Genomic DNA, 23,487 nt, shown 5'->3' with positions numbered 1-23,487 from the left:
CGTTCGTTTTATTACTGGTTCGGGAGACGTTCATGGCACGCACAACGGGATCCGACGGCGAAAAAACTGAAGCGGCCGTCCGGGAGGCTGCGGTCAGCCTGATCGCCCGCTTCGGCTACGAGGCAATGTCGATGCGGCAGCTTGCCGCCGAGGTCGGCGTCCAGGCGGCCGCGCTCTACCGCTATTTTCCGACGAAGGAAGACCTGCTGTTCACGCTGATGCGCGAACATATGGAAGGGCTGATCGAAGCGTGGGACGCCGCACGCCCCGACGCAGCCGATCCGGCAATGCGGCTTGCCGCCTATGTCGAAAACCACATCGCTTTCCACATCGAGCGCCGCCACTCCACCCATGTCTCGAACATGGAATTGCGCAGCCTGTCGCATGACCGGCTGACGCAGATCCTTCGCATGCGCACCGCCTATGAGAAGGAGTTGCGCGCCATCCTGCGCGACGGCGCGGAGGCCGGCGCCTTCAGTGTCGATGACACCGGGCTCACTGCCATGGCCCTGATCCAGATGATGACCGGCGTCATCGTCTGGTTCCGGCCGGGCGAGCGGCTGTCGATGGCTGAAGTCACGGCGACATACCTTTCAATGACAATGCGCCTGGTTGGCGCGAAGATCGAAATCGGGGAGGAACGGCATGTACACGAACACACTCAGCTTCGGGCATGACGAAGACATCGAGGCGCTGCGCGATCTGGTGCGCCGCTTTGCCCAGGAGAAAATAGCGCCGATCGCCGCCGAGATCGACCGCAGCAATCAATTCCCCGCGCATCTGTGGAAAGAACTCGGCGCGCTCGGCCTTCTCGGCATCACCGCCGATCCCGATTTCGGCGGCAGCGGCATGGGCTATCTTGCCCACGTCATTGCGGTGGAAGAGATTTCGCGCGCCTCGGGCTCGGTTGGTCTCTCCTACGGCGCCCATTCGAACCTCTGCGTCAACCAGATCAACCGCTGGGCGACGCCGGCTCAGAAGGAGAAATTCCTGCCGGCATTGTGCTCGGGCGAAAGGGCAGGTGCGCTGGCCATGTCGGAATCGGGCGCCGGCTCCGACGTCGTCTCGCTCAAGCTGCGCGCCGAAAAGCGCAACGACCGCTATGTGCTCAACGGCTCGAAAATGTGGATCACCAACGGCCCCGATGCCGAAACGCTGGTGGTCTACGCCAAGACCGATCCCGAGCGGAAATCGCGCGGCATCACCGCCTTCATCGTCGAAAAGACGATGGCCGGCTTCTCGGCATCGCCAAAGCTCGACAAGCTCGGCATGCGCGGCTCCAACACCGGCGAACTGGTGTTCGACAATGTCGAGGTGCCCTATGACAATGTGCTGCATGAGGAGGGCCGCGGCGTCGAGGTCCTGATGTCGGGCCTCGACTACGAGCGCACCGTGCTCGCCGGCGGACCGCTCGGGCTCATGGCGGCCTGTCTCGACGTGGCGATCCCCTATGTGCATGAGCGCAAGCAGTTCGGCCAGCCGATCGGCGAGTTCCAGCTCGTGCAGGGCAAACTTGCAGACATGTATTCGACGATGAACGCCGCGCGCGCTTACGTTTATGCTGTCGCGGCTGCCTGCGATCGCGGCCAGACGACACGCAAGGATGCTGCCGGCTGCGTGCTGTTTGCCGCCGAAAAGGCGACGCTGATGGCGCTCGACGCCATCCAGCTGCTTGGCGGCAACGGCTATACCAACGAGTATCCGACCGGCCGGCTGTTGCGCGACGCCAAGCTCTACGAAATCGGCGCCGGCACCAGCGAGATTCGACGCTGGCTGATCGGGCGCGAGATCATGGCGGAAGGGGTGTGAGCGATTTCAATGCCTGGTTTGCCAAAATACCTTGGAGTATTAGCACGGACTATCGTCGCATTGATCCCATTGTCGGGATTCGCGAATGCCGCCTCTTCAGATATGCCGCAATTTCGAGACGTTGCAGCACTGCGGGTTGAAGTCATTTCCCGCCTGAAGGCTGACAGCCGAGTCAAGCAAGCAATTCCCAACCCCGCCGATCCGGCGCGTCTTGACGTAACCAGGGTCGGTTCTACCGGCAAGGATATTCATCTTCAGGTGGACGTTACGAACCTGCTAGGCCGCATTCGCGACCTGCCGGCGGGAGAGGCGGAAACCGAAATCGAACGTTTTCTAACCACGCTCGTGCTCAGCGATAGCGAAAGCGGCTTCCAGGCCGATCTACTGATTGCCAACATTCGACCGCGCGAACATCTCGACGCTTTCAAAGGCGATGGCACAGAGCCCGACAAAGGACCGGCGTTTGAAACCTTGGCGGGTGACGTCGTGATCCTTTACCAAATCGACAATGAGGACTCGCTCGCCAGCGTCCGGCTTGACGATGTTGGAGACCGCTCACTCGCACAGCTTCGCCAGCTTGCTCTGGAAAACATCAACAAGCAGATTACGAAGGTCAAGCAGGAGCGTATCCTCGACGGGATATCGATCTTCACCGTCGAAGGGGATGAGGCCATCTCACCCGCTCTCCTCCTGACCGAAAAATTCTGGGCCACGCTTGGACCGCAATTCCCCAACGGCGTTTTCATAGCCATTCCAAAACGCGATGCCATCGTCGTTGTAGACAAGCGGCTTCCCAATGCGGTTCAGTTTGCTCGCTCATTTATCGACAAGGTTTTCAAGACCGAACCTGATCTTCTCTCCGAGTACATTTTCGAGCGCCGTGACGGCAAGCTGCAAGTCGTGGCAGAGCAATAGGAACCGATGTGGCCGTACTCCAAACCCAGATCTCGCCCTCCTCCGAAACCTACCTCGCCAATGCCGAGCGCATGCGGGCGCTGGTTGCCGACATTGCGGACAAGGCGGCAACCGTCGAGCGCGGTGGCTCGGAGGAGGCGCGCGAGCGTCATGTTTCGCGCGGCAAGCTGTTGCCGCGCGAGCGGCTGGCGCAATTGCTCGACACCGGCTCGCCTTTCCTCGAGATCGGCCAGTTCGCGGCATGGTCCATGTATGGCGAGGAGATTTCCTCGGCCGGCATCATCGCCGGCGTCGGCCGTGTCGAAGGGACCGAGGTGATGGTCGTGGTCAACGACGCCACGGTGAAGGGCGGCACCTATTATCCGCTCACGGTGAAGAAGCATTTGCGCGCGCAGGAGATCGCGCTGCAAAACAATCTGCCTTGCGTCTATCTGGTCGACAGCGGCGGCGCCAACCTGCCCAACCAGGACGAGGTGTTTCCCGACCGCGAGCATTTCGGCCGCATCTTCTACAACCAGGCCAACATGTCGGCGGCCGGCATTCCGCAGATCGCCTGCGTCATGGGCTCATGTACTGCGGGCGGCGCCTATGTGCCGGCAATGTCGGACGAGACGATCATGGTGCGCAACCAGGCGACCATTTTTCTCGGCGGCCCGCCTCTGGTGAAGGCGGCTACGGGCGAAGATGTCAGCGCCGAGGAGCTTGGCGGCGCCGACGTGCACACCAGGCTGTCCGGTGTCGCCGACCACTATGCGCTGGACGACGAACATGCGCTCGCGATTTGCCGGCGCATCGTCAAGAACCTCAACCGGCGCAAGACCGTAAGCCTGAGCTTACAGGAACCCGCGCCGCCGCTTCACGATCCGCGTGAACTCTATGGCATCGTGCCGACGGATTTGCGCCAGCCCTATGATGTGCGCGAGGTGATCGCGCGCGTCGTCGACGGCTCCGAGTTCGACGAGTTCAAGCAGAATTACGGCACCACGCTGGTCACCGGCTTTGCCCATCTTCAGGGCATGCCGGTCGGCATCATCGCCAATAATGGCGTGCTGTTTTCCGAAAGTGCTGTCAAGGGCGCGCATTTCATCGAACTGTGCTGCCAGCGCAAGATCCCGCTGATCTTCCTGCAGAACATCACCGGCTTCATGGTCGGGCGGAAATACGAGGCCGGCGGCATCGCCAAGGACGGCGCCAAGCTGGTGATGGCGGTCGCCACCGCTCGCGTGCCGAAGGTGACCATGATCATCGGCGGCTCGTTCGGCGCCGGCAATTACGGCATGTGCGGACGCGCCTACTCGCCGCGGTTCCTGTGGATGTGGCCGAATGCGCGCATTTCGGTGATGGGCGGCGAACAGGCGGCGACCGTGCTGGCGGTGGTCAAGCGCGAGGGCATCGAGCGCAAGGGCGGTGAGTGGAGCGCGGACGAGGAAGCGAAATTCAAGAAGCCGATCCTGATGAAATACGAGCATGAGGGCCACCCGCTCTACTCCTCGGCGCGGCTGTGGGACGACGGCATCATCGACCCGGCGAAAACGCGCGAGGTGCTGGCGCTCAGCCTGTCGGCCGCGCTCAACGCCGGAATCGAGGAAACGAAGTTCGGCGTGTTCAGGATGTGAGATGAGCAAGTTCGGCGAACGGATACATGTCCACACCGGCGACATCACCAGGCTTGCGGTCGATGCCATCGTCAACGCCGCCAATTCCTCGCTGCTGGGCGGCGGCGGCGTCGACGGCGCCATTCACCGCGCCGCAGGCCCGGAGCTCGAATTCGAATGCCGGATGCTGAACGGCTGCAAGGTCGGCGAAGCAAAGCTTACCAAGGGCTATCACCTGCCGGCACGTTACATCATCCACACGGTCGGACCTGTCTGGCAAGGCGGCGGAAAAGGCGAAGCCGGGCTGCTCGCCTCCTGCTATATCAGGTCGCTCGAAATCGCCGCCGCCAGGGATTGCCGGACCGTGGCATTTCCGGCGATCTCCACCGGCATCTACCGTTATCCGAAAAATGAGGCGACGCAGATTGCCGTTGGCATCGCAGGTACCTTCGTCGGACAGAACTCAACGCCCGAAACAGTTATTTTCTGCTGCTTCGACGAGCCAACAGCTCAACTATACCGACAAGCCGTTGCTGCCATTGAAGGATGCTAGTCTGCATGGATAAGATGGTTTATCCACCTACGCAAAAGAAATTTTTGGTGAGCAGGCTGGCGGCACTGGAGAATAGACGCTATTGTTCATCCCGCATTGGGCAACGGGGATGGGGTAAAGATGAGGCCGAAATATTCGGGAAAAACGACTGCGTCGGTACTTGCAGTCTTGCTTATATTTGCGGTACCCGGCGTTGGCGCCGCGGCATCGCTGGCGGGAAGCAAAGGCGACATCCATTTCTATCCGTATTTGCCGAAAAGCCCGAAAGACCAGTGCACCATGGCTTACAACGCCTATGTGGCCGCCGGCGGCCATTCGGCCTATGCGACCACGCCCTATGCCCGGATCCGTTCGTTGTACATCATCTGCGGCTCGGGCTTGAATGCACCGTCACAGAAGGCTGCCGAAGAACGGGCGATGAAATCCTGCGAGTCCGCCCGCAGCCATTACAAGGTCATTACAGGTGCGGGCTGCGAAGTTGCGGCATCGAAGTAGGCCGACAAGCATCGGCTTGGGCATTTTTCAAATGGGCGGCGCAAGATGAAATCGACACGCATCAAACGAATTACTGTATCGATGCTTGCCGGCCTGCTCGTATTTACGGCACCCGGTATCGGGGCGGCTGGATCGCTGGCGGGCAGCAAGGGAGACACCCGGTTCTGGCCTCCGTTGTCACTGAATCCAAAGGAGCCCTGCACGAAGTCGTACAACGCCTATGTCGCGGCGAGTGGCCACTCGGCCTACGCGACCACATTCTACTCGCGCGTCGACGATCTTTACATCATCTGCGGTGCGCGGCTGAACGCGCCATCTCAGAAGGCCGCGGAAGAGTTGGCGTTGCGAAGCTGTCAGGTTGGCCTGAAAAAGTGGAAGGTTCAGACCGCGAGCGGCGGCTGCAAAATCGCGGCTTCGAAATAGGCTCATTCCTGCCAGACCGGCGCTGCCCGAGACAAACCCGGGAGGCTCCATGTTCGCCAAGATCCTGATCGCCAATCGCGGCGAGATCGCCTGCCGGGTGATACGCACGGCCAAGAAGATGGGGGTGCGCACCGTTGCCGTCTATTCCGACGCGGACGCCAAGGCTCTGCATGTCGAAATGGCCGACGAGGCGGTGCATATCGGCGCTTCGCCCGTCGGTGAAAGCTATCTGCGCGGCGACAGGATTGTTGCGGCGGCGCTGGCGACGGGCGCGCAAGCAATTCACCCCGGCTATGGCTTCCTCTCGGAAAACCCCGATTTCGTCGACCAGGTGGTGGCGGCAGGGCTCACCTTCATCGGCCCGTCGGCCGCCTCGATCCGCGCCATGGGGCTGAAGGACGCGGCCAAGCGGCTGATGGAAAAGGCCGGCGTGCCGGTGGTGCCGGGCTATCATGGCGAGGCGCAGGAGATCGTGCTGCTGGCGTCCAAGGCGCGTGAGATCGGCTATCCCGTTCTGATCAAGGCGCGCGCCGGCGGTGGCGGCAAGGGCATGCGCCGGGTCGAACATCCCGACGATTTCTCCGAGGCGCTGTCGGGCGCACGGCGCGAGGCCAAGGCCGCGTTCGGCGACGACCGCGTGCTGGTCGAAAAATATGTCGACAAGCCGCGCCACATCGAGGTCCAGGTATTCGGCGACAATTTTGGCAATGCCGTGCATCTCTACGAGCGCGACTGCTCGGCGCAGCGCCGCCACCAGAAGGTGATCGAGGAAGCGCCGGCGCCCGGCATGACGCCGGCGCTGCGCGAGGCGATGACGGAAGCGGCGGTCAAGGCCGCCAAGGCGATCAGCTATTCCGGCGCCGGCACCATCGAATTCATCGTCGATGCCTCGCAGGGGCTGAAGGCCGACCGCTTCTGGTTCATGGAAATGAACACCCGCCTGCAGGTCGAGCATCCCGTCACCGAAACGGTCACCGGCACCGACCTCGTCGAGTGGCAGTTGCGGGTAGCCGCCGGCGAAAAGCTGCCGAAGACGCAGAGCGAAATCACGCTTTCCGGCCACGCCTTCGAGGCGCGCATCTATGCCGAGGACGCGGCGAAAGGGTTTCTGCCGGCGACCGGCACGCTGCATCACCTGGCGTTTCCCGACAACGCGCCCGAAGGCGCCAGCATGCGCATCGAGACCGGCGTGCGGGCCGGCGATGCGATCTCGCCCTTCTACGATCCGATGATCGCCAAGCTGGTCGTCCACGCCAAGGACAGGCAGGCGGCACTCGATGCGCTCGGGACTGCGTTGTCGCAGACCGAGATTGCCGGCTCGACCGTCAACACCGCCTTTCTCGCGGCACTTGCCGCGAACACCGATTTTTCGGCCGGCGACGTCGATACCGGCCTGATCGGCAGGCATCAGGAAGCGCTGACCGCGGTCGCCCCGCCGCGCAGCGAGATCGTTGCCGCGGCGGCCCTTGCCGCGGCGGGCGCCGGTGCCTTGCCGCCGTCGAACGATCCGTGGTCGTCGCTTGCCGGCTATGCGCATTTCCATAGCATTGCGCGCCGCACGCGCCTGCGCCATGGCGAGGACGATATACTGGCGCGTGTTTCAGTGCGGCCGGACGGGCGCTTCGAGGTGGCGCTGGACGCGCCCTATGACAGCGTCAATTCGCATGATCTTCGCGCCGCCCCTCGCCTTGCCCGCTGGCCAGGCCACGTCACCGTATTCGAAGGCGCGGTCGGCTACAGTTTCCTCGTCCCGGATCCGCTGGCGCGCACCGACGAGGCGGCCGCCGCTTCCGGCAGCCTGCGCGCGCCGATGCCAGGCGTGGTCAAGCTGGTGCGCGCGGCAAAGGGCGAAAGGGTGATCAAGGGCCAGCCGCTACTGATCCTGGAAGCGATGAAGATGGAGCACACGATCGCGGCCAGCCATGACGGCGTGATCGCGGAAATCGCGACCGAGGGCGAGCAGGTCACCGACGGAACGGTGCTGGTGCGCTTCGTTGAAGAGGCTTCATAGCCGGCTGGAGGCTTGAATGAAAAATGGCCGGGACAAGCCCGGCCATTGCCATGAGTACGCGGCCGCTTACTGCGCGATCGGTGCGTATTTGCCGTCGTGCCACTGGTTGATGTCGTAGCTGGCGTTCTTCAGATCGCCCTTCTCGTCGAAGGTCACGTCGCCGACCACGGTGCTGAACGGCGTGCCGTTCTTCAGCGCTTCGGCTACCTTGACCGGATCGTCCGTTCCGGCGCGCTTGACGCCCTCTGCAAACGCCTGAACGACGGCGTAGGAGAACAGCGTAAAGCCTTCCGGCACGAAGCCGCCCGCCTTGATCTTGGCGATGGCCTCCTTGGCTTCCGGCTTGGCCTGCGGGTCCGACGGGAAGACGAACAGGGTGCCTTCACCGGCGGGGCCGGCGACCTGCCAGAATTCTGGCGAGGCGATCGAATCCGGCATGATCAGCTGGAACTTGACGCTCTGCTCGGCCGACTGACGCAGGATAAGCCCGGCTTCCGGGTGATAGCCGCCGAAATAGACAACGTCGGCCTTGAGGTCCTTCAGCTTGGTGACGAGAGCCGAATAATCCTTCTCGCCGGCATTGATGCCTTCATAGTCGATCTCCTTGAGGCCACCGGCATTCATCGTCGCCTTCACGGCATCGGCAACGCCCTGACCGTAGGCGCTCTTGTCATGCAGGATAACGACATTCTTGCCGGCATATTTCTTGGCGATCCACGGGCCAATGAAGGCGCCCTGCGCATCGTCACGCGTATAGAGACGCATGATCGTCGGCCAGCCGGCCTTGGCGGCGGCATCGGTCAGCTCGGGATTTGAAGAGGCCGGGCTCATCATCAGCGCGCCGGCCTCGGCGTAGACGGCGGAAGCCGGGATGCTCGAACCTGAACAGGCATGGCCGTCAATAAACTTGACGCTGTTGGCAACGATCCGGTTGGCCACCGAAACCGCCTGCTTGGGATCGCACTGGTCGTCCTCGATGTCGAGCTTGATCATCGAGCCGTTGACACCGCCGGCGGCGTTGATCGCGTCGGCGGCTGCCGTTGCGCCCTGCTTGAACTGGTCGCCGATCGTGGCGAGCTGTCCGGTCATCGGGCCGACCACCGAAATGGTGATGTCATCGGCAAAGGCAACCGGCGCGCTCATCATCAGGCCAAATACGGCCGCGCTCAAAATACCCATTTTTTTCATGGTGATAGAACTCCTCCCACACTCGCGCAGCCGCTCTGGCCGCGCTTCTTTCCGAAGGCGGGACAATTTCATCCTTCATTGGGCCTGTCTAGGCGCATCGGCGCCGCTCGATTGGGCCTCATCAACGCAAAAAGCCACGCCAGCCTGTTCCGGCCGGTCGTGGCTTTTTGCTCGTAGCAGTCCCCATGCGCCCCCGCGCCACGAAAACCTGCCCGCCGTCCCCATTGTGCACGACTGGACCGTGCCGGCCTGCCGCGTTCTTGTTCTTTCATGGTCGGCCGTCTTGTCGCGGCCTTGTCGTTTCACCGGTTCCGACCGTCTTTGCGGTCTTGATCCCGGGGCTTCCCTGTTTTCGATAATCTGCCTGCGATAATCTGCTCGCGATCTCAGTGCATCGTCATCCATTCGCGGGCTTCGCGCAGCGCCTTGGCGATCTCGACCTTGGACATTGCGGCCGACAGTTCCGAGCGCAGTTCCGCGGCGCGGACCGAGCCCTTGATGGCGGCGATGTTGAACCATTTGTGGGCGGCAACGACATCGGTCTCGCAATCGCGGCCGGTCGCATACATCATGCCCAGTTCGAAAAGAATGTCGGCCTGGGCAGTTGCCCCCATGGCGCCGAAGCCGGCTTCAAGCATTTCAAAACGTGCCATTTTAGTCCCCTGTCTGGCTCCCGAGAGCGGGCCTCTTCTGTCCCCCGGTGTTCCCTGGGGAGCCGCTCTTTCGATGCTTCCGAGAATGAGGCCGAGCCTTGAATCCGTCGTTAAATGGCGTGCTTAATTTGGAGAAAACAAAGCTAAAACAAGAGGTAAACGCGGAAATTCGTTAAGGATACAAAGTCAGCAATCCCGCCGTTTCTCGACCGATTTGACGAAAATTTGCAAGGCGCCGATCAACACTCTGCTAACCACGCGAACCAAAGCCAACGCCTCGATCGTTTCATTTCCACGGGCTGCACTCTCCCGACCCTGCATGAAAATTGCGAAACCTTCCGTCGCGGTACGCTTTTGTTTTGCCAGGAGCTGGATTAGCTTACGTTTGCGTAAGGGGCAGAGAGGCGGCTGCCCCATCTAAACCAGGGAGGACAGATATGTTTCGCAAAGTGAGCTTGGCCCTGGCGGCCGCCGTGATGATGGCTGGTGCGGCTTGGGCCGATCCGATCGAAGGCAATTGGAAGACACAAGCCGGCGACACAGCAGTTATCGGCGGCAGCGGTTCATTCTCCATCACCCTGAAGACCGGCAAATATGCCGGGAAGACCATCGGTTCGCTCAAGGCGGCCGGGGCCAACAAATATGCCGGCAACATCACCGATCCGGCAAACGACAAGACCTATTCGGGCAAGGCAACACTGTCGGGCACCTCGCTCAAAATGAGCGGCTGCGTGCTCGGCGGGCTGATCTGCAAGAGCCAGACCTGGCACAAGCTCTGATCTTGCTGCTTTGAGTTGACCAACGGGGCCTTCACAGGCCCCGTTTTCTTTTGCAGGACGGTCCGCGCCATAGCGACGACCGTGCCGTTTGCGGCGGCACAAACCCGAACCGACGCTCTCTCTAAGACCTCGTCAATCACTTTGAACCGCAGATGAACGTCGGCATCAGCGCCGGTTCAGTCGCATCAGGGCATTTTGATGGCGTGTTCAAGGAGACACTACGCAAATGCTCGCTCGCCGCTTCACCATCGTCTGCCTGTTGATGAGCCTGTTCGGGATGCTCTTCGCCATCCTCGTGGCCGAAGCCGGCCGCCCGGCCCGTTCCTGGGATGCAGCCAGTTCCTGCCAATTCGATTGCATGAACCATTTTCGCCCCTGAGACGACAAAGACATAGATCCAAACAGAAAAGCAAAAGCCATGAACCGCATCGCCATCAACGCCCTCCAGACCCTTCGGCTCCTCCCGCGGGCGGCGCTCGTCCTGGTCGTGCTGTCGGCGCCGGTCCTGGTCATGCCGATGATGCGGGCCAATGCCGACACGATGATCGACGCGCCGGCGACGAAGAAGCATGGCGTCGGCTTTGTCTTGCTGGTCAGTCTGCAGCGCGGGTAAGGTGTGCCGGTATTAAGGTGATGCCGGCCTGCAAGTGGCGGCCTTTGGTGCTCACATGCTTCGAGTACGCTCCGCTCCGGTTCTCGAAGCCAACCAGTTTGGTCGCTTCGCGCCCGTCTTCGACTCCGGCTCAGCCTTACCTGAATCTCAGCACACCTTGGGCGTGGACGAATAAATCGACCACTTGGCGGCCATCCTCCCCTCCCAAGTGCGGCCTCAAGTCTCTATATTGAGCCATGGAAAAGCGAATCTACCCACAAGCTATCGAATCGGTCGTCATGCCGGAGCCTTTCGGCAAGCAGAGCTTCGACGACGCCAAAAAGGCCGTGGCCGCCTTGCAGGTGCTCTACGACCGCAACACCAAGTTTCTGCGCGACTCCTTTGCCACGCTTGCCGCCGGCGGCGACGAAAGCAAGCGCTACCGCGCCTTCTACCCAGAGATCGGCGTCACCACCAATTCGTTCACCCAGATCGACTCGCGCCAGGCTTACGGCCACATGCCGACCCCCGGGCATTTCTCGACCACCATCACCCAGCCGGTGCTGTTCGAACGCTATCTCGTAGAGCAGCTTCGCCTGATCATGCGCAATCACGGTGTGCCGGTAACGGTTTCGGAATCGACCACGCCGATCCCGCTGCATTTCGCGTTCCTTGAAGGAACCCATGTCGATGGCGCCGCCGCCGACCGCATCAAACGGCCGATCCGCGACCTGTTCGACGTGCCGGATCTTGACGGCACCGACGACCAGATCGCCAACGGCACCTTCGAGGTCGCGTTCGGCGAACCAAGGCCGCTGGCGCCGTTCACGGCGCAGCGCATCGACTATTCGCTGCACCGCATGACGCACTACACGGCGACCAGCCCGCAGCATTTCCAGAACTTCGTGCTGTTCACCAACTACCAGTTCTACATCGACGAGTTCGTCGCCCGCGCGCGGGCCCAGATGGCTGAAGGCGGCCACGGCTATACCGAATTCGTCGAACCGGGCAATGTCATCACCAAGGCAGGGCAAAACGCACCCAGCGAAGGCGTGGCGGCGCCGCGCCTGCCTCAGATGCCAGCCTATCATCTGAAGAAGCCGAACCATGGCGGCATCACCATGGTCAACATCGGCGTCGGCCCGTCCAACGCCAAGACGATCACCGACCATGTCGCGGTGCTGCGGCCACATGCATGGCTGATGCTCGGCCATTGCGCCGGCCTGCGCAACACTCAGGCGCTGGGCGACTATGTGCTGGCGCATGCCTATGTCCGGGAAGACCATGTGCTGGACGATGACCTGCCGGTGTGGGTGCCGATACCGCCGCTGGCCGAGATCCAAGTGGCGCTGCAGGAGGCGGTCGCCGAAGTCACCGGACTTTCCGGCTACGATCTCAAGCGCATCATGCGCACCGGCACCGTCGCCACCATCGACAACCGCAACTGGGAACTGCGCGACCAGCGCGGACCGGTGCAGCGGCTGTCGCAGTCGCGCGCCATCGCGCTCGATATGGAATCGGCCACGATCGCCGCCAATGGCTTCCGCTTCCGCGTGCCCTACGGCACGCTGCTTTGCGTCTCCGACAAGCCGCTGCATGGCGAGTTGAAGCTGCCCGGCATGGCGACCGAATTCTACAAGCGGCAAGTGGCGCAGCATCTGACCATCGGCATCAAGGCGATGGAGAAGCTGGCGGAAATGCCGATGGAACGGTTGCATTCGCGCAAGCTGAGAAGCTTTTCGGAGACGGCCTTTCAGTAGACCGGCTTGCCGTAAATGTTTGCCGCGAGGCGTTTCGTCATCTTGATTGGGCCGCATTTCAGCCGATAAAGGCCTGATACCTCGGCAATGTATTACCCGGTCTATGGGCAAAACCCGGTCTGATGGCACGCGTGCGAAAGATGATGGCTTCAATGGCGTTCCTGGCAATGCTCGGCCTCTCGGCCGCGCTTGTAGCCGGGTTCTTTGGCGCACTGCATCCGGCCTTCGATTCCTTCGCCCATTTCCGCATCCATTTTGCCGTGCTGATGGGGCTGATTGCGCTGCCGCTGCTCGCCACCTCGTTTCGCCTGCAGGCGGGCGTGGGCCTGCTGCTGGCCGTGGCCGCCTTCGCCAGCACGTTGAGCACCTTGCCGCGCCTGTGGCCGGTGCAGGCCGCCAATGACGCCGCGCCCGGCAACGAACCGGTCTACCGGCTGCTGCAGATGAACCTGCGTTTCAACAATCCGACACCCAAGAAGGTTCTTTCGCTGATCGCCAGGACCAACCCGGACGTGATCACGCTCGACGAAGTATCGGCCATGTGGGCGACCGAACTCGGCTATATCGAGAACGCCTATCCCTATCGCATCCTGTGCGCCCATCCCGACGGCGTGTGGGGCGTGGCGCTTTTGTCCCGGCGACCCTTTGCGGCCGGCACCGAGCCGCATTGCGAACCGCGCGGCGCGATGGCGGCCGCCACCGTCGATTTCGGCGGCACTCCGGTCGATGTCGCGGCGATCCATTTGAGCTGGCCGTGGCCGAAGGAACAATACTGGCAGATCGGCGAGTTGACCGAGACGCTCACCTCGCTCGGCGAGACGGCGATCATGGCCGGCGACTGCAATGCCGTGCCGTGGAGCGCCGCGGTACGGCGCGTTGCCTCGCTCGGCGGACTGACCGTGATGCCGTCGGCCGGACCGACCTGGATCCACCGGACCCTGCCCGATTTCCTGCGGCGCTATGTGGGCCTGCCGATCGACCAGGTGTTTTCGAAGGGCGGGGTGACCATCCTGTCGTCGACGCAGATGGAAGAGACCGGCTCCGACCATCTGCCGGTGATGGTGGAATTTTCATTGATGCGCGACGAGACCAAGCCGGTCGACGAGGATTCTACCGCGACTGTGTCGCTGACCCAGCCCAGCATGGGCGGCTAGATCGTACGCCACGGGGCTTACGGTTTCACAAGCCTACCAAGGCCTCGATGATGCGCTCGACATGGCCGCCTTCACTGTGCTCGCGCGCGTCGAACGCGATCTGTTTTGCCTCATAGAGCTTGGAAGTGGCTTGCAAGCGCCGCGTGGCTTCGACGCGCGTTTTGTTGCATTGCGGATCGTTGGCAAATTTCAGGCCGCGAACCGACCGCTCGGCAGCCTGCATCATCTGCCCGGCGATACGGCCATGGGTTCCTTCATGAGCGAGAACGCCTGTGAAAAACCGGTTCCAGCGTTTGCGCAGCGCCGGCGTGACGGCCGAGGCGACGCGCGGGTAGGTGTAGGCGATGTTGAGCGTTCCATTGGCCTGGCGCAGGCGGCAGACGCCGTTGACCTGACCCACGTCCAGGCTCCAGTCGGCGGTGTAGCTTGTCTGCGCGATGGCGTGGGTCATGAAACCGTGCTTGGGGCCCCTGCGGTTCATGGCGATAACCAGACCGGCACCTGTCATGCCGGTGATGTCATAGGTTCGCGTCTTGACGACGGTTTTCACCCCCGCCGACGCCGTCCCGACGACGCCGCAGGCCGCGCTTATGACGGCGACGCAAAACAAGACCAACACGCGCATGCCATTTTCCCCATGGACGCGGCAATGAGACCACAAGCAGACGACGGTTTCAACAATCTTTGGCGCCGAGCGCCTTACATGCATTGGTAAACCCGGCCATCGCCGCCATTTTTGCTGGTTGAGACGGCCCCGGTCGGTGAGGCTCACATGCTCTGATAGACCGGGCCTTCGCCGCCTTGTGGCGGCATCCAGTTGATGTTCTGGTTGGGATCCTTGATGTCGCAGGTCTTGCAGTGCACGCAGTTCTGCGCGTTGATGACGAAGCGCACATCCTTGGCAGACGGATCGGCGGCGGCGTTGCCGTCCTTGTCGACCCATTCGTAAACACCGGCCGGGCAATAGCGGGTCGAAGGCCCGGCAAAGACATCATGCTCGGAACGCTTCTGCAACTCCATGTCGCCGACGATGAGATGCACCGGCTCGTTTTCCTCGTGATTGGTGTTGGACAGGAACACCGAGGACAGGCGGTCGAAGGTCAGCACGCCGTCCGCTTTGGGATAGGCGATCTTCTTGTGCTTGGCCGCGGGCTCAAGCGTGGCATAATCGGCCTTGCCATGTTTCAGCGTGCCGAAGGGCGAGAAGCCGAACAGCGTGTTCAGCCACATGTCGAGACCACCGAGGCCGACGCCGATAATGGTGCCGAAGCGCGACCAGAGCGGCTTGACGTTGCGGACCTTCTTCAAATCCTTGCCGATATCGGTCGCGCGCCAGGCGTCCTCATAAGAAGACAGCTCGTCATTGGCGCGGCCGGCGCCGATCGCTTGCGCGACATGCTCGGCCGCCAGCATGCCGGACAGCACCGCATTGTGCGAACCCTTGATGCGCGGCACGTTGACGAAGCCCGCCGCACACCCCATCAGCACGCCGCCGGGGAAGGAGAGTTTCGGCACCGACTGCCAGCCGCCTTCGGTAATGGCGCGCGCGCCATAGCCGATGCGCTTGGCGCCCTCGAAGGTGCGCGATATCGCCGGATGCGTCTTGAACCGTTGGAATTCCTCGAAGGGCGACAGCCAGGGGTTCTTGTAGTTGAGATGCAGGACGAAGCCGACCGCGACCTGGTTGTCCTCCAGGTGGTAGAGGAAGGAGCCGCCGCCTGTCTTCAGGTCGAGCGGCCAGCCGAAGGAGTGCTGCACCAGGCCCGGCCGGTGGTTCTCGGGCTTGACCTGCCACAGCTCCTTAAGGCCGATGCCGTACTTGCCGGGCTCACGGCCGTCGGACAGTTTGTATTTTGCGATCAGCTGCTTGGACAGCGAACCGCGCGCGCCCTCGCCGATCAGCACGTATTTGCCCATCAGCGCCATGCCCGGCGCAAAGCCCGGGCCATGTGTGCCGTCTTTTTCGACGCCCATGTCGCCGGTGACGACGCCCGTGACCGCGCCGGCATCGTTGTAGACGAGGCTGGCGGCAGCAAAGCCCGGATAGATTTCGACGCCTAGCGCTTCAGCCTTGGTTGCCAGCCAGCGGCAGACATTGCCGAGCGAGACGATGTAGTTGCCGTGATTGTTCATCAGCGGCGGCATCAGGATATTGGGCAGACGGAACGAGCCGGCGGGGCCGAGCACCAGGAAATCGTCGGCCGTAACCGGCGTCTTGAAGGGGTGGCCATCTTCCTCGCGCCAGCCCGGCAACAGGCGGTCGATGCCTATGGGATCGACGACGGCGCCTGACAGAATGTGGGCACCAACCTCGCCGCCCTTTTCCAACACCACGACGGAAAGCTCGGGATTGACCTGCTTGAGACGGATCGCTGCGGCAAGGCCCGCCGGGCCGGCCCCGACGATGACCACGTCGAATTCCATGCTCTCGCGTTCGATCTCGCTCATCAACCCCTCCGCTCTGGCCAACCGTTTCCGGCATTTTGCTGGCTCCTGCGCTGCATAGCGCATCAATCAGCGACAGGAAACCGGCGCTGACGTGACAATGCCGATTTCGACAAAAAGTCGCGGATGACAACTCTGCCGCAACCGTTTTGCGCGCGCCCGCGCTCAGCGTCCCATATTTTAATTGTTCGACGGCTCTCTTATCGGCCATACTTATTTCCATGCGCACGCCGTCCGGCTATTCATTGACGCGCTTCCCCCTTCCGCCCGGCCGGACCTGCCGAGCGATCCTTCTCGCCCTTTCAATGCTTACGCCGGTTCGCGCTCAGGCCGAGCCGGTGAAGGTGTGGGCGACCGGCGCCTATTCCTTTTCCGACGAGCTTGGCGGTTTCCACATCACCGGCGCCTCGGGCACCGGCACCAAGGAAGATCCGTTGGTCATCTCCGAGGAGCTGAATTCGTCGACGCCGGTGACGCTCACCATCCGCACCACCAAACCGATCCAGCCGTTCAGCACCAACGGCGAATTCGCCAACGGCATCCTGTACATGCGTATCGAGGTGCTCAACAACAGCGGCCAGGCCTGGGTCGAATTCCAGTTCGAGCTGCAGGAGATACTCAACCAGCCGAGCGTGTTCGGCGACGGCCTGTCCTTCGACCAGCGCAACAAGACGCCCGACAACATCCTGTCGAGCGCGTACGCCGATTTCGACCGCGATTTCGAACCCTATGACCGGCTCTTGTTCAAGAGTGGACAGATCGACCCGCTGAAGAGGGGACGCTTCGAGTTTCTGATCACCGACTACACGCCGCGCTGGACGTTCTATCTGGTGCAGGATCCGCGGATACCGACGGGGTAAGCGGCAGACGCCGTGAAAATCGCCACGAAATGCCCTTCGTGATTGGCGAAAGCCGACGAGCGCGTAATCTCCCTCCTTGAGGGGGAGATTACTAACCGCCCAACCTTGCAAATCGTCTCTCGGCGGACGAATGTGCCCGGCATGACTGCCGCCTCCCCCAACAACCGATCCGACCTGGCCGAGTTGCTCGCCTTCTACGCCTCTGCCGGTGTCGACGAAGCGTTGGAGGACGCGCCGGTGAACCGGTTTGCCGGGGCAGCACCGGAGCGCCCCGAGCGCACAACGGCGCCTGCCGCGCCGCCTCGCGAAAACAAGTTTCCGGAACAAGCCGCCGCCAGCCCCGGGCTGGACGCAAGCCGGGTGCCGGACGCGCCGGCGCGTTCCGTTCCGGCCATGGCGACGGTGCCCGACGAGGCACAGGCGGCCCTGGCCCGGCAAATGGCGGCAAGTGCCTCGACGCTCGACGAACTGCGCCAGCACATGGCGTCGTTCGATGGCTGCAACCTCAAATTCACCGCCAAGAACCTGGTCTTTGCCGACGGCAATCCGGAAGGTTTGGTGATGTTGGTCGGCGAGGCGCCCGGCCGCGACGAGGATATTGAGGGCCTGCCCTTCGTCGGCCGCTCCGGCCGGCTGCTCGACCGCATGCTGGAGGCGATCGGGCTTGACCGGACTTCGGTCTATATCGCCAACGTCATTCCCTGGCGGCCGCCCGGCAACCGCACGCCGACGCCGCACGAGACCGAAATCTGCCGCCCCTTCATCGAGCGGCAGATCGAGCTGGTCAATCCGAAGGTGCTGGTCAATCTCGGCGGCCCTTCGGCCAAAACCCTGCTCAACACGACCGAGGGCATTCTGCGCCTGCGCGGCAATTGGCAGGTGCACACGACGGTGTCGGGCACTGCCATTCCGGCCATGCCGACGCTGCACCCGGCCTATCTCTTGCGGACGCCGGCGCACAAGAAACTGGCGTGGCGGGATTTTCTCGAGGTGAAGGCGAAGTTGCGGGAGCTGGGCTAGCTGATCTCCCCCTTGAGGGCCCTTGGAGGGGGAGATGTCGCCGAAGGCGACTGTGGGGTCGTTGCGCGTGGAGCGCCAACGTCCATTTCCGTAAGAAGGTCGCATCCCGTCGAACCCCTTCTGGCCTGCCGGCCATCTCCCCCTCAAAGGGGGAGAATAGATTTCGCCTCGGCCTCCGCTATAACCTCCGACGTAATTGAAATCCCTCTCCCGCCGCCTTAATCCTGCCCGATGACAACAGTCCAAACCTCCGCCGGCAGCCTGATCCGCGAATGGCGCACGCGCCGGCGCATGAGCCAGCTTGATCTCGCAATGGAGGCTGAGATTTCGCAGCGTCATCTCTCCTTCGTCGAAAGCGGCCGCGCCGCGCCCTCGCGCGAGATGGTGCTGCATCTGGCCGAGCAGCTTGAGATTCCGCTGCGGCAGCGTAATCAGCTGTTGCTGGCTGCCGGCTTTGCGCCGAGCTTCAGCGAGCGGCCACTCACAGACAAGACGCTGGCGCCGGCGCTTGCCGCGGTCGAGAGCGTGCTCAAGGGGCATGAACCGTTCCCCGCGCTCGCCGTCGACCGGCACTGGAACCTGATTTCCGCCAATGCCGCCATCGGCCCATTTCTGGCCGATGTTGCCGAGCCGTCGCTGCTCCAGCCGCCGGTCAATGTGCTGCGCCTCAGCCTGCACCCGAACGGCATCGCACCGCGCATCGTCAATCTCGCGGAATGGCGGGCGCATCTGCTGGAGCGGCTGAAACACCAGAACGATGCCGCCGGCGATCCCGTCCTGGTCGAGCTGGAGCGCGAATTGCGAACCTATCCGTCCGGGCTCAAGGGTGCGCGGCCGGTGCCGGTCGAGCCCAACGGCATCGTCCATCCGCTGCGGCTGGCGCATGGCGACCAGGTGCTGTCCTTCATCAGCACCATCACCGTCTTCGGCACGCCGCTTGACGTGACGCTGTCGGAACTGGCGATCGAGTCTTTCTTCCCGGCCGACGAGCAGACGCGAGCGGTGCTGGTGCGGCTGGCGAAGGAACGTGCGGAAGCTAACTGAGCCAACCCCGCGGACCTCCTCACCCCTGTGGTGGCGCTGCCTTGCGCGTTCGGGTGCGTTCCAGGCCGAGTTGGCGCTCGCGCCAGATGATGAACATGCCGGCGGCAACGACGATCACACCGCCGACGAGCGTGTTGATGGTGGCGATATCGCCAAAGGCGAAATAGCCGACGACCACGCCGAGCATCATCGAGGTGTATTCGAACGGCGCCACCACCGAAGCTTCGGCATGGCGGTACGCCGCCGTCATCAAAATCTGCGCCAGCCCGCCACAGAACCCTGCTGCGACCAGCAGACCGGCCTGCAGCGGCGTCAGCGCCTGCCAGCCGAAGGGCAGCGTAAGCAGCGCCATGACACTCGCCGTCGCCGAGAACCACAACACGATGGTCGCTGTTCGTTCAGTCTGGACAAGATTGCGCACGAGCAGGATGGCATTGGCGGAGATTGCTGCAGAAACAAGAGCAGCGATGACGCCCAGCACCTCCTGGTCGCCGAGCGCGACGCCCGACGTGAGCAGCGTCAGCTCCGGCCAGGAGATGATCAGCACGCCGACCAGACCGACCGCAACCGCGCTCCAGCGATAGACGCGAATGGCTTCGCCGAGGAATAGCGAAGAGAACACCACCACCAGCAAAGGCTGGGCATAGTTCAGCGTGATCGCCTCAGGCAGCGGCAGCCGGGTCAGCGCAAAGAAGCCGAGCCCCATGGCGCAAACGCCGACGACACCGCGCGCAATGTGGTTCAGCGGGCGTTTGGTGGCGAACGCCGTACCGAGTTTTCTCTTGAAGGCCAGGAAGGCGATGATCGGGAAGATGGCGAAGAAGGAGCGGAAGAAGACGATCTGGCCGGCCGGCAAAGTGCCGGCGGCCTTGATGCAGGTTTGCATGCCGACAAAGACTGCCACCGACATGACCTTGAGCATGATCCCGGTGAGAACATTAGAGCGCCGCGCGTCGTCTTCGACGCGTAAAGGACGCTCTGACACTTTAAATCTGCGCATCGTGCTTTCCAAAAATCGACATTGATTTTTGGGCCGATGCGCGCCGGGATGATCGGACAGTTTCCCGCCCGCTTCGTCTCCAGGCTCGCCTTTCACTGTTTTGTTGCTTCCCGGATCTCCGCTGAGATGCGCGTCGAACGACGCGGTACACAGGCGCCCATGCCGAACTTCGATCTGACGACGGTCATCAAGGCCTCACGATGATGGCGGAAGGGGAACGCCCCGAAATAGGCATTGGCGCAGTTTTGTCGAGTGACCGTTTCGTGTAAAGAGCGCGCAACTTTAGATTAATGGGCCAGGACACGTCAGCGGCTCCGATAGCGACAGGGAAACCCAAGGGAATGCGAACCGATACCGGCCAGGTCTTCAAGCTCGAAGACTACCGCCCCAACGACTTTTCCATCCCGCAAACCGGCCTCACCTTCCGCCTTTCGCCAGACGCAACGCGTGTCACCGGAGTGCTGACGATCGAACGCCGCGATGGCGCCGCCGCCTCGACGTCGCTGGTGCTGGACGGCGACGGGCTGGTGCTCAAGCGCATTGCCATCGACGGTCGCGAGCTTGCCCCGGCCGAGTATCTCGCCACGCCGGACCAGCTGACCATTTTGAGGCCGCCGGCCCGTTTCCAGCTGCTGCTCGAGACCGAGATCGCGCCGGCCAGCAATGAGGCGCTGATGGGCCTCTACCGCTCCAGCAATGTCTATTGCACGCAATGCGAGGCCGAGGGCTTTCGCCGCATCACCTATTTCCTCGACCGCCCCGACATCCTGTCGGTCTATACCGTGCGTATCGAGGCGAGGCTGGACGAAGCGCCGCTGTTGCTTTCCAACGGCAATCCGGTCGAAAGCGGCGCGCTTGCCGACGGCTGGCACTTTGCAGTCTGGGACGACCCTTTCCCCAAGCCGTCCTATCTGTTTGCGCTCGTGGCCGGCAATCTCGGCAAGGTTGCGGACAGTTTCGTCACCATGTCCGGGCGCGAGGTCGAACTCGGCATCTATGTCGAGCCAGGCAAGGAGGGGCTTGCCGGCTACGCCATGGATGCGCTGAAGCGCTCGATGCAATGGGACGAGCAGGCCTTCGGCCGCGAATACGACCTCGACGTCTTCAACATCGTCGCCGTTTCCGACTTCAACATGGGGGCCATGGAGAACAAGGGCCTCAATATCTTCAACGACAAGTATGTGCTGGCCGACCGGGAAACCGCCACCGATGCCGATTTCGCCAATATCGAGGCGATCATCGCGCATGAGTATTTCCACAACTGGACCGGCAACAGGATCACCTGCCGCGACTGGTTCCAGCTCTGCCTCAAGGAAGGGTTGACGGTCTTTCGCGACCATGAATTCTCCGCCGACCAGCGCTCGCGCGCGGTCAAGCGCATCGCCGAAGTGCGCACGCTGAGGGCACACCAGTTCCCCGAGGACCAGGGACCGCTGGCGCATCCGGTGCGGCCGCGCCGCTACCGCGAGATCAACAATTTCTACACGGCGACCGTCTACGAAAAAGGCTCGGAAGTCGTGCGCATGATCCGCACTATCCTCGGGGCCGAGGCTTTCCGCGCCGGCATGGACCTCTATTTCGAGCGCCATGATGGCCAGGCCGCGACGATCGAGGACTTCCTGAAGGTGTTCGAGGACGCCTCCGGGCGCGACCTGTCGCAGTTCGCGCTCTGGTATCACCAGGCGGGCACGCCGAACCTGACCGTCAGTTCGACGCACAATCCGGCGACGCGCGAGTTTACGCTTGAGATCGAGCAGTCGGTGCCGCCGACACCGTCGGAGAGCCGCAAGCGCTTGATGCACATTCCGCTCGCCTTCGGGCTGGTCGGCGCGGGCGGTGAGCCGGTCGCCTATGATGGCGTCGAGGGAGCCACCGTCGAGGACGGCGTTATCCACATCCGCAAGCGCCGACATATGGTGCGCTTCTCAGGCGTTGCGGAGCGGCCGGCGGTGTCGCTCAATCGCGGCTTTTCGGCGCCGATCACGCTTTCGGTCGAGCAGAAGGCCGACGACCAGTTCTTCCTCGCCGGCCATGACAGCGATGCCTTCGCGCGCTGGCAGGCGTTCAACACGCTGCTCACAGATGCGCTGATAGCGGCCTTCCGCCAGATCCTCGGCGGCGCGAAACCGGTTTTCACCGCCAGGCTGACCGGACTTGCCGGGAAGATCGCCGGCGACGAGACGTTGGAGCCTGCCTACCGGGCACTGGCGCTGTCACTTCCCGGCGAGGCCGACATTGCCCGCGACCTCGGCACTAACATCGATCCCGACGCCATCTTTGCCGCTCGCGAGGCGTTGGCGCTGGCAATCGCGCGCGCCAACAAAGACAGCTTCGCCAAGCTCTACGGCCGCCTAGCCGACGACGGGCCGTTCAGCCCCGACGCGGCAAGTGCGGGACGCCGCGCGCTGCGCAACATCCTGCTCGACTACCTCTCGCTGCTGCCGGAAGGTGCTGCGCTCGCCGCCCGGCATTTCGAAACCGCGACCAACATGACCGACCGCGCCGCAGCGCTGACCGTCCTTGCGCACCGCCATGACGGTTCGCCGGAGGCGATCAAGGCGCTGGCCGATTTCGAGGCGCGTTATGGCGCCGATCCGCTGGTCATGGACAAATGGTTCCAGATCCAGGCCAGCGTGCCGGGACGCCGGACAGTCGACACGGTACGCGAGCTGACTGGTCACGCAGCTTTCTCGATGGCCAATCCGAACCGGGTGCGCTCGCTGGTCGGCACATTCGCCAGCGCCAACCAGACCGGCTTCCACCGCGCCGATGGCGAAGGCTACCGGTTTTTTACCCAGACCGTACTCGAGGTTGAAAAACGCAATCCGCAGGTGGCGGCCAGGCTGGCGACAGCGCTGCGCTCGTGGCGCTCGCTGGAGCCGGGCAGGCAAGCCAAGGCCAGGGAAGCGCTGCTGGCCATCGCCGGTGCCGAGAACCTGTCGGCGGATTTGCGGGACATTGTGGAGCGAACGCTGGCCTGATCCCTCCCCCTTGAGGGGACGGTGGACAGCCGCCGAAGGCGGATGGACGGGTGGGGTCGTTGCGGCAGTGCGCGACCTCGACCAACTTCGACCGTGATTGAGAGAGTCGAGCGCTTCGCCGAGGCCCCCCCCCCCGCCCCCGCGGCCCCCCCCCCCCCCCGGGGGGGTGGGTGTGAACAAAGGCACCGCGCCCGAGGGGAGAGGGGGGTG

22 protein-coding genes are annotated in these 23,487 nt (G+C 62.8%); 17 read left to right on the top strand and 5 right to left on the bottom strand.

Features of this window, described 5'->3' with window-relative positions; all coding sequences use genetic code 11:
- Nucleotides 1-32: 32 nt before the first annotated feature.
- The 8 genes from NKH35_RS17490 to NKH35_RS17455 all read left to right on the top strand — a co-directional run bounded on the left by NKH35_RS17490 (nucleotide 33) and on the right by NKH35_RS17455 (nucleotide 7,801).
- Entirely contained in the window at nucleotides 33-677 is a 645-nt protein-coding gene (locus NKH35_RS17490; RefSeq protein ID WP_023702168.1) for a TetR/AcrR family transcriptional regulator, read from the top strand.
- Entirely contained in the window at nucleotides 646-1,809 is a 1,164-nt protein-coding gene (locus NKH35_RS17485) for an isovaleryl-CoA dehydrogenase (protein WP_352744932.1), read from the top strand. The genes NKH35_RS17490 and NKH35_RS17485 overlap by 32 nt, the downstream gene beginning before the upstream one ends.
- A 9-nt stretch (nucleotides 1,810-1,818) precedes the next feature.
- Nucleotides 1,819-2,724 carry a hypothetical protein gene (locus tag NKH35_RS17480; protein WP_155922473.1) on the top strand — a complete coding sequence of 302 codons (906 nt, stop codon included), beginning with the start codon at nucleotides 1,819-1,821 and terminating at the stop codon, nucleotides 2,722-2,724.
- Between the two features lie 8 nt (nucleotides 2,725-2,732).
- Nucleotides 2,733-4,340, top strand: a complete 1,608-nt coding sequence (locus NKH35_RS17475) for a carboxyl transferase domain-containing protein (RefSeq protein ID WP_352741773.1) — start codon at nucleotides 2,733-2,735, stop codon at nucleotides 4,338-4,340.
- A 1-nt stretch (nucleotide 4,341) separates the two neighbouring features.
- A complete protein-coding gene (locus NKH35_RS17470; RefSeq protein ID WP_023670208.1) occupies nucleotides 4,342-4,872 on the top strand; it encodes an O-acetyl-ADP-ribose deacetylase in 531 nt (176 codons plus the stop codon).
- A gap of 120 nt (nucleotides 4,873-4,992) precedes the next feature.
- Nucleotides 4,993-5,367 (top strand): hypothetical protein, encoded by a 375-nt coding sequence (locus NKH35_RS17465; protein WP_023670207.1) that lies wholly within the window; start codon nucleotides 4,993-4,995, stop codon nucleotides 5,365-5,367.
- Between the two features lie 45 nt (nucleotides 5,368-5,412).
- Entirely contained in the window at nucleotides 5,413-5,790 is a 378-nt protein-coding gene (locus tag NKH35_RS17460; RefSeq protein ID WP_023684512.1) for a hypothetical protein, read from the top strand.
- Between the two features lie 49 nt (nucleotides 5,791-5,839).
- Nucleotides 5,840-7,801, top strand: a complete 1,962-nt coding sequence (locus NKH35_RS17455) for an acetyl/propionyl/methylcrotonyl-CoA carboxylase subunit alpha (protein ID WP_352915541.1) — start codon at nucleotides 5,840-5,842, stop codon at nucleotides 7,799-7,801.
- 66 nt (nucleotides 7,802-7,867) lie between these two features.
- On the opposite strand, the gene NKH35_RS17450 is transcribed toward NKH35_RS17455, so the two are convergent.
- Both NKH35_RS17450 and NKH35_RS17445 read right to left on the bottom strand, forming a co-directional pair.
- A complete protein-coding gene (locus NKH35_RS17450) occupies nucleotides 7,868-8,989 on the bottom strand; it encodes an ABC transporter substrate-binding protein (RefSeq protein ID WP_023670204.1) in 1,122 nt (373 codons plus the stop codon).
- Between the two features lie 386 nt (nucleotides 8,990-9,375).
- On the bottom strand, nucleotides 9,376-9,642 hold the full coding sequence (locus tag NKH35_RS17445) for an SEL1-like repeat protein (protein ID WP_006199745.1): 267 nt from the start codon (nucleotides 9,640-9,642) through the stop codon (nucleotides 9,376-9,378).
- Nucleotides 9,643-10,079: 437 nt separating this feature from the next.
- Here NKH35_RS17445 and NKH35_RS17440 point away from each other — a divergent pair, with 437 nt between their 5' ends.
- The 5 genes from NKH35_RS17440 (at nucleotide 10,080) to NKH35_RS17420 (ending at nucleotide 13,927) form a co-directional block, all read left to right on the top strand.
- Nucleotides 10,080-10,421, top strand: a complete 342-nt coding sequence (locus tag NKH35_RS17440) for a DUF2147 domain-containing protein (RefSeq protein ID WP_023687258.1) — start codon at nucleotides 10,080-10,082, stop codon at nucleotides 10,419-10,421.
- A 226-nt stretch (nucleotides 10,422-10,647) separates the two neighbouring features.
- Nucleotides 10,648-10,800 (top strand): hypothetical protein, encoded by a 153-nt coding sequence (locus tag NKH35_RS17435; protein WP_023692826.1) that lies wholly within the window; start codon nucleotides 10,648-10,650, stop codon nucleotides 10,798-10,800.
- A 39-nt stretch (nucleotides 10,801-10,839) separates the two neighbouring features.
- Nucleotides 10,840-11,034, top strand: coding sequence for a hypothetical protein (locus tag NKH35_RS17430; RefSeq protein WP_352915537.1), 195 nt, complete (start codon nucleotides 10,840-10,842; stop codon nucleotides 11,032-11,034).
- A 278-nt stretch (nucleotides 11,035-11,312) separates the two neighbouring features.
- Nucleotides 11,313-12,773 carry an AMP nucleosidase gene (locus NKH35_RS17425; RefSeq protein ID WP_023731828.1) on the top strand — a complete coding sequence of 487 codons (1,461 nt, stop codon included), beginning with the start codon at nucleotides 11,313-11,315 and terminating at the stop codon, nucleotides 12,771-12,773.
- Between the two features lie 152 nt (nucleotides 12,774-12,925).
- Nucleotides 12,926-13,927, top strand: coding sequence for an endonuclease/exonuclease/phosphatase family protein (locus NKH35_RS17420; RefSeq protein ID WP_245262529.1), 1,002 nt, complete (start codon nucleotides 12,926-12,928; stop codon nucleotides 13,925-13,927).
- Between the two features lie 25 nt (nucleotides 13,928-13,952).
- Here NKH35_RS17420 and NKH35_RS17415 read toward each other — a convergent pair whose 3' ends face one another.
- Together NKH35_RS17415 and NKH35_RS17410 are read right to left on the bottom strand one after the other, a co-directional pair.
- Nucleotides 13,953-14,699 (bottom strand): DUF922 domain-containing protein, encoded by a 747-nt coding sequence (locus tag NKH35_RS17415; protein ID WP_348524273.1) that lies wholly within the window; start codon nucleotides 14,697-14,699, stop codon nucleotides 13,953-13,955.
- Nucleotides 14,696-16,375, bottom strand: a complete 1,680-nt coding sequence (locus NKH35_RS17410) for an electron transfer flavoprotein-ubiquinone oxidoreductase (protein WP_023687254.1) — start codon at nucleotides 16,373-16,375, stop codon at nucleotides 14,696-14,698. Before NKH35_RS17410 ends, NKH35_RS17415 begins: the two co-directional genes overlap by 4 nt.
- 302 nt (nucleotides 16,376-16,677) lie before the next feature.
- On the opposite strand from NKH35_RS17410, the gene NKH35_RS17405 reads away from it, so the two are divergent.
- The 3 genes from NKH35_RS17405 (at nucleotide 16,678) to NKH35_RS17395 (ending at nucleotide 19,296) form a co-directional block, all read left to right on the top strand.
- Nucleotides 16,678-17,232 (top strand): hypothetical protein, encoded by a 555-nt coding sequence (locus tag NKH35_RS17405; protein WP_023698594.1) that lies wholly within the window; start codon nucleotides 16,678-16,680, stop codon nucleotides 17,230-17,232.
- A gap of 141 nt (nucleotides 17,233-17,373) precedes the next feature.
- On the top strand, nucleotides 17,374-18,252 hold the full coding sequence (locus tag NKH35_RS17400; protein WP_352915532.1) for a uracil-DNA glycosylase: 879 nt from the start codon (nucleotides 17,374-17,376) through the stop codon (nucleotides 18,250-18,252).
- 231 nt (nucleotides 18,253-18,483) lie between these two features.
- Nucleotides 18,484-19,296: a helix-turn-helix domain-containing protein gene (locus NKH35_RS17395; RefSeq protein ID WP_023731034.1), complete on the top strand. Its 813-nt coding sequence runs from the start codon at nucleotides 18,484-18,486 to the stop codon at nucleotides 19,294-19,296.
- A 19-nt stretch (nucleotides 19,297-19,315) separates the two neighbouring features.
- Here NKH35_RS17395 and NKH35_RS17390 read toward each other — a convergent pair whose 3' ends face one another.
- Nucleotides 19,316-20,218, bottom strand: coding sequence for a DMT family transporter (locus tag NKH35_RS17390; protein ID WP_352915607.1), 903 nt, complete (start codon nucleotides 20,216-20,218; stop codon nucleotides 19,316-19,318).
- Nucleotides 20,219-20,637: 419 nt separating this feature from the next.
- Between NKH35_RS17390 and pepN the strand changes: the two genes are divergently transcribed.
- A complete protein-coding gene (gene pepN, locus NKH35_RS17385) occupies nucleotides 20,638-23,277 on the top strand; it encodes an aminopeptidase N (RefSeq protein ID WP_352915529.1) in 2,640 nt (879 codons plus the stop codon).
- Nucleotides 23,278-23,487: the final 210 nt, after the last annotated feature.

Origin of the sequence: Mesorhizobium sp. M1143 (genome assembly GCF_040318435.1) — a bacterium.
Lineage (GTDB): Bacteria > Pseudomonadota > Alphaproteobacteria > Rhizobiales > Rhizobiaceae > Mesorhizobium.
The sequence above is the reverse complement of the archived record's forward strand: the minus strand, read 5'-3'. Positions and strand labels throughout refer to the sequence as shown.

What these genes read in the sequence shown, in the direction of transcription:
- NKH35_RS17410 (WP_023687254.1), bottom strand. Translation starts at nt 16,375, where the DNA reads ATGAGCGAGATCGAACGCGAGAGCATGGAATTCGACGTGGTCATCGTC.
- pepN (WP_352915529.1), top strand. Translation starts at nt 20,638, where the DNA reads ATGCGAACCGATACCGGCCAGGTCTTCAAGCTCGAAGACTACCGCCCC.
- NKH35_RS17455 (WP_352915541.1), top strand. Translation starts at nt 5,840, where the DNA reads ATGTTCGCCAAGATCCTGATCGCCAATCGCGGCGAGATCGCCTGCCGG.
- NKH35_RS17450 (WP_023670204.1), bottom strand. Translation starts at nt 8,989, where the DNA reads ATGAAAAAAATGGGTATTTTGAGCGCGGCCGTATTTGGCCTGATGATG.
- NKH35_RS17425 (WP_023731828.1), top strand. Translation starts at nt 11,313, where the DNA reads ATGCCGGAGCCTTTCGGCAAGCAGAGCTTCGACGACGCCAAAAAGGCC.
- NKH35_RS17470 (WP_023670208.1), top strand. Translation starts at nt 4,342, where the DNA reads ATGAGCAAGTTCGGCGAACGGATACATGTCCACACCGGCGACATCACC.
- NKH35_RS17405 (WP_023698594.1), top strand. Translation starts at nt 16,678, where the DNA reads ATGCTTACGCCGGTTCGCGCTCAGGCCGAGCCGGTGAAGGTGTGGGCG.
- NKH35_RS17400 (WP_352915532.1), top strand. Translation starts at nt 17,374, where the DNA reads ATGACTGCCGCCTCCCCCAACAACCGATCCGACCTGGCCGAGTTGCTC.
- NKH35_RS17435 (WP_023692826.1), top strand. Translation starts at nt 10,648, where the DNA reads ATGCTCGCTCGCCGCTTCACCATCGTCTGCCTGTTGATGAGCCTGTTC.
- NKH35_RS17445 (WP_006199745.1), bottom strand. Translation starts at nt 9,642, where the DNA reads ATGGCACGTTTTGAAATGCTTGAAGCCGGCTTCGGCGCCATGGGGGCA.
- NKH35_RS17395 (WP_023731034.1), top strand. Translation starts at nt 18,484, where the DNA reads ATGACAACAGTCCAAACCTCCGCCGGCAGCCTGATCCGCGAATGGCGC.
- NKH35_RS17480 (WP_155922473.1), top strand. Translation starts at nt 1,819, where the DNA reads ATGCCTGGTTTGCCAAAATACCTTGGAGTATTAGCACGGACTATCGTC.
- NKH35_RS17465 (WP_023670207.1), top strand. Translation starts at nt 4,993, where the DNA reads ATGAGGCCGAAATATTCGGGAAAAACGACTGCGTCGGTACTTGCAGTC.
- NKH35_RS17440 (WP_023687258.1), top strand. Translation starts at nt 10,080, where the DNA reads ATGTTTCGCAAAGTGAGCTTGGCCCTGGCGGCCGCCGTGATGATGGCT.
- NKH35_RS17460 (WP_023684512.1), top strand. Translation starts at nt 5,413, where the DNA reads ATGAAATCGACACGCATCAAACGAATTACTGTATCGATGCTTGCCGGC.
- NKH35_RS17485 (WP_352744932.1), top strand. Translation starts at nt 646, where the DNA reads ATGTACACGAACACACTCAGCTTCGGGCATGACGAAGACATCGAGGCG.
- NKH35_RS17420 (WP_245262529.1), top strand. Translation starts at nt 12,926, where the DNA reads ATGGCGTTCCTGGCAATGCTCGGCCTCTCGGCCGCGCTTGTAGCCGGG.
- NKH35_RS17490 (WP_023702168.1), top strand. Translation starts at nt 33, where the DNA reads ATGGCACGCACAACGGGATCCGACGGCGAAAAAACTGAAGCGGCCGTC.
- NKH35_RS17390 (WP_352915607.1), bottom strand. Translation starts at nt 20,218, where the DNA reads ATGCTCAAGGTCATGTCGGTGGCAGTCTTTGTCGGCATGCAAACCTGC.
- NKH35_RS17430 (WP_352915537.1), top strand. Translation starts at nt 10,840, where the DNA reads ATGAACCGCATCGCCATCAACGCCCTCCAGACCCTTCGGCTCCTCCCG.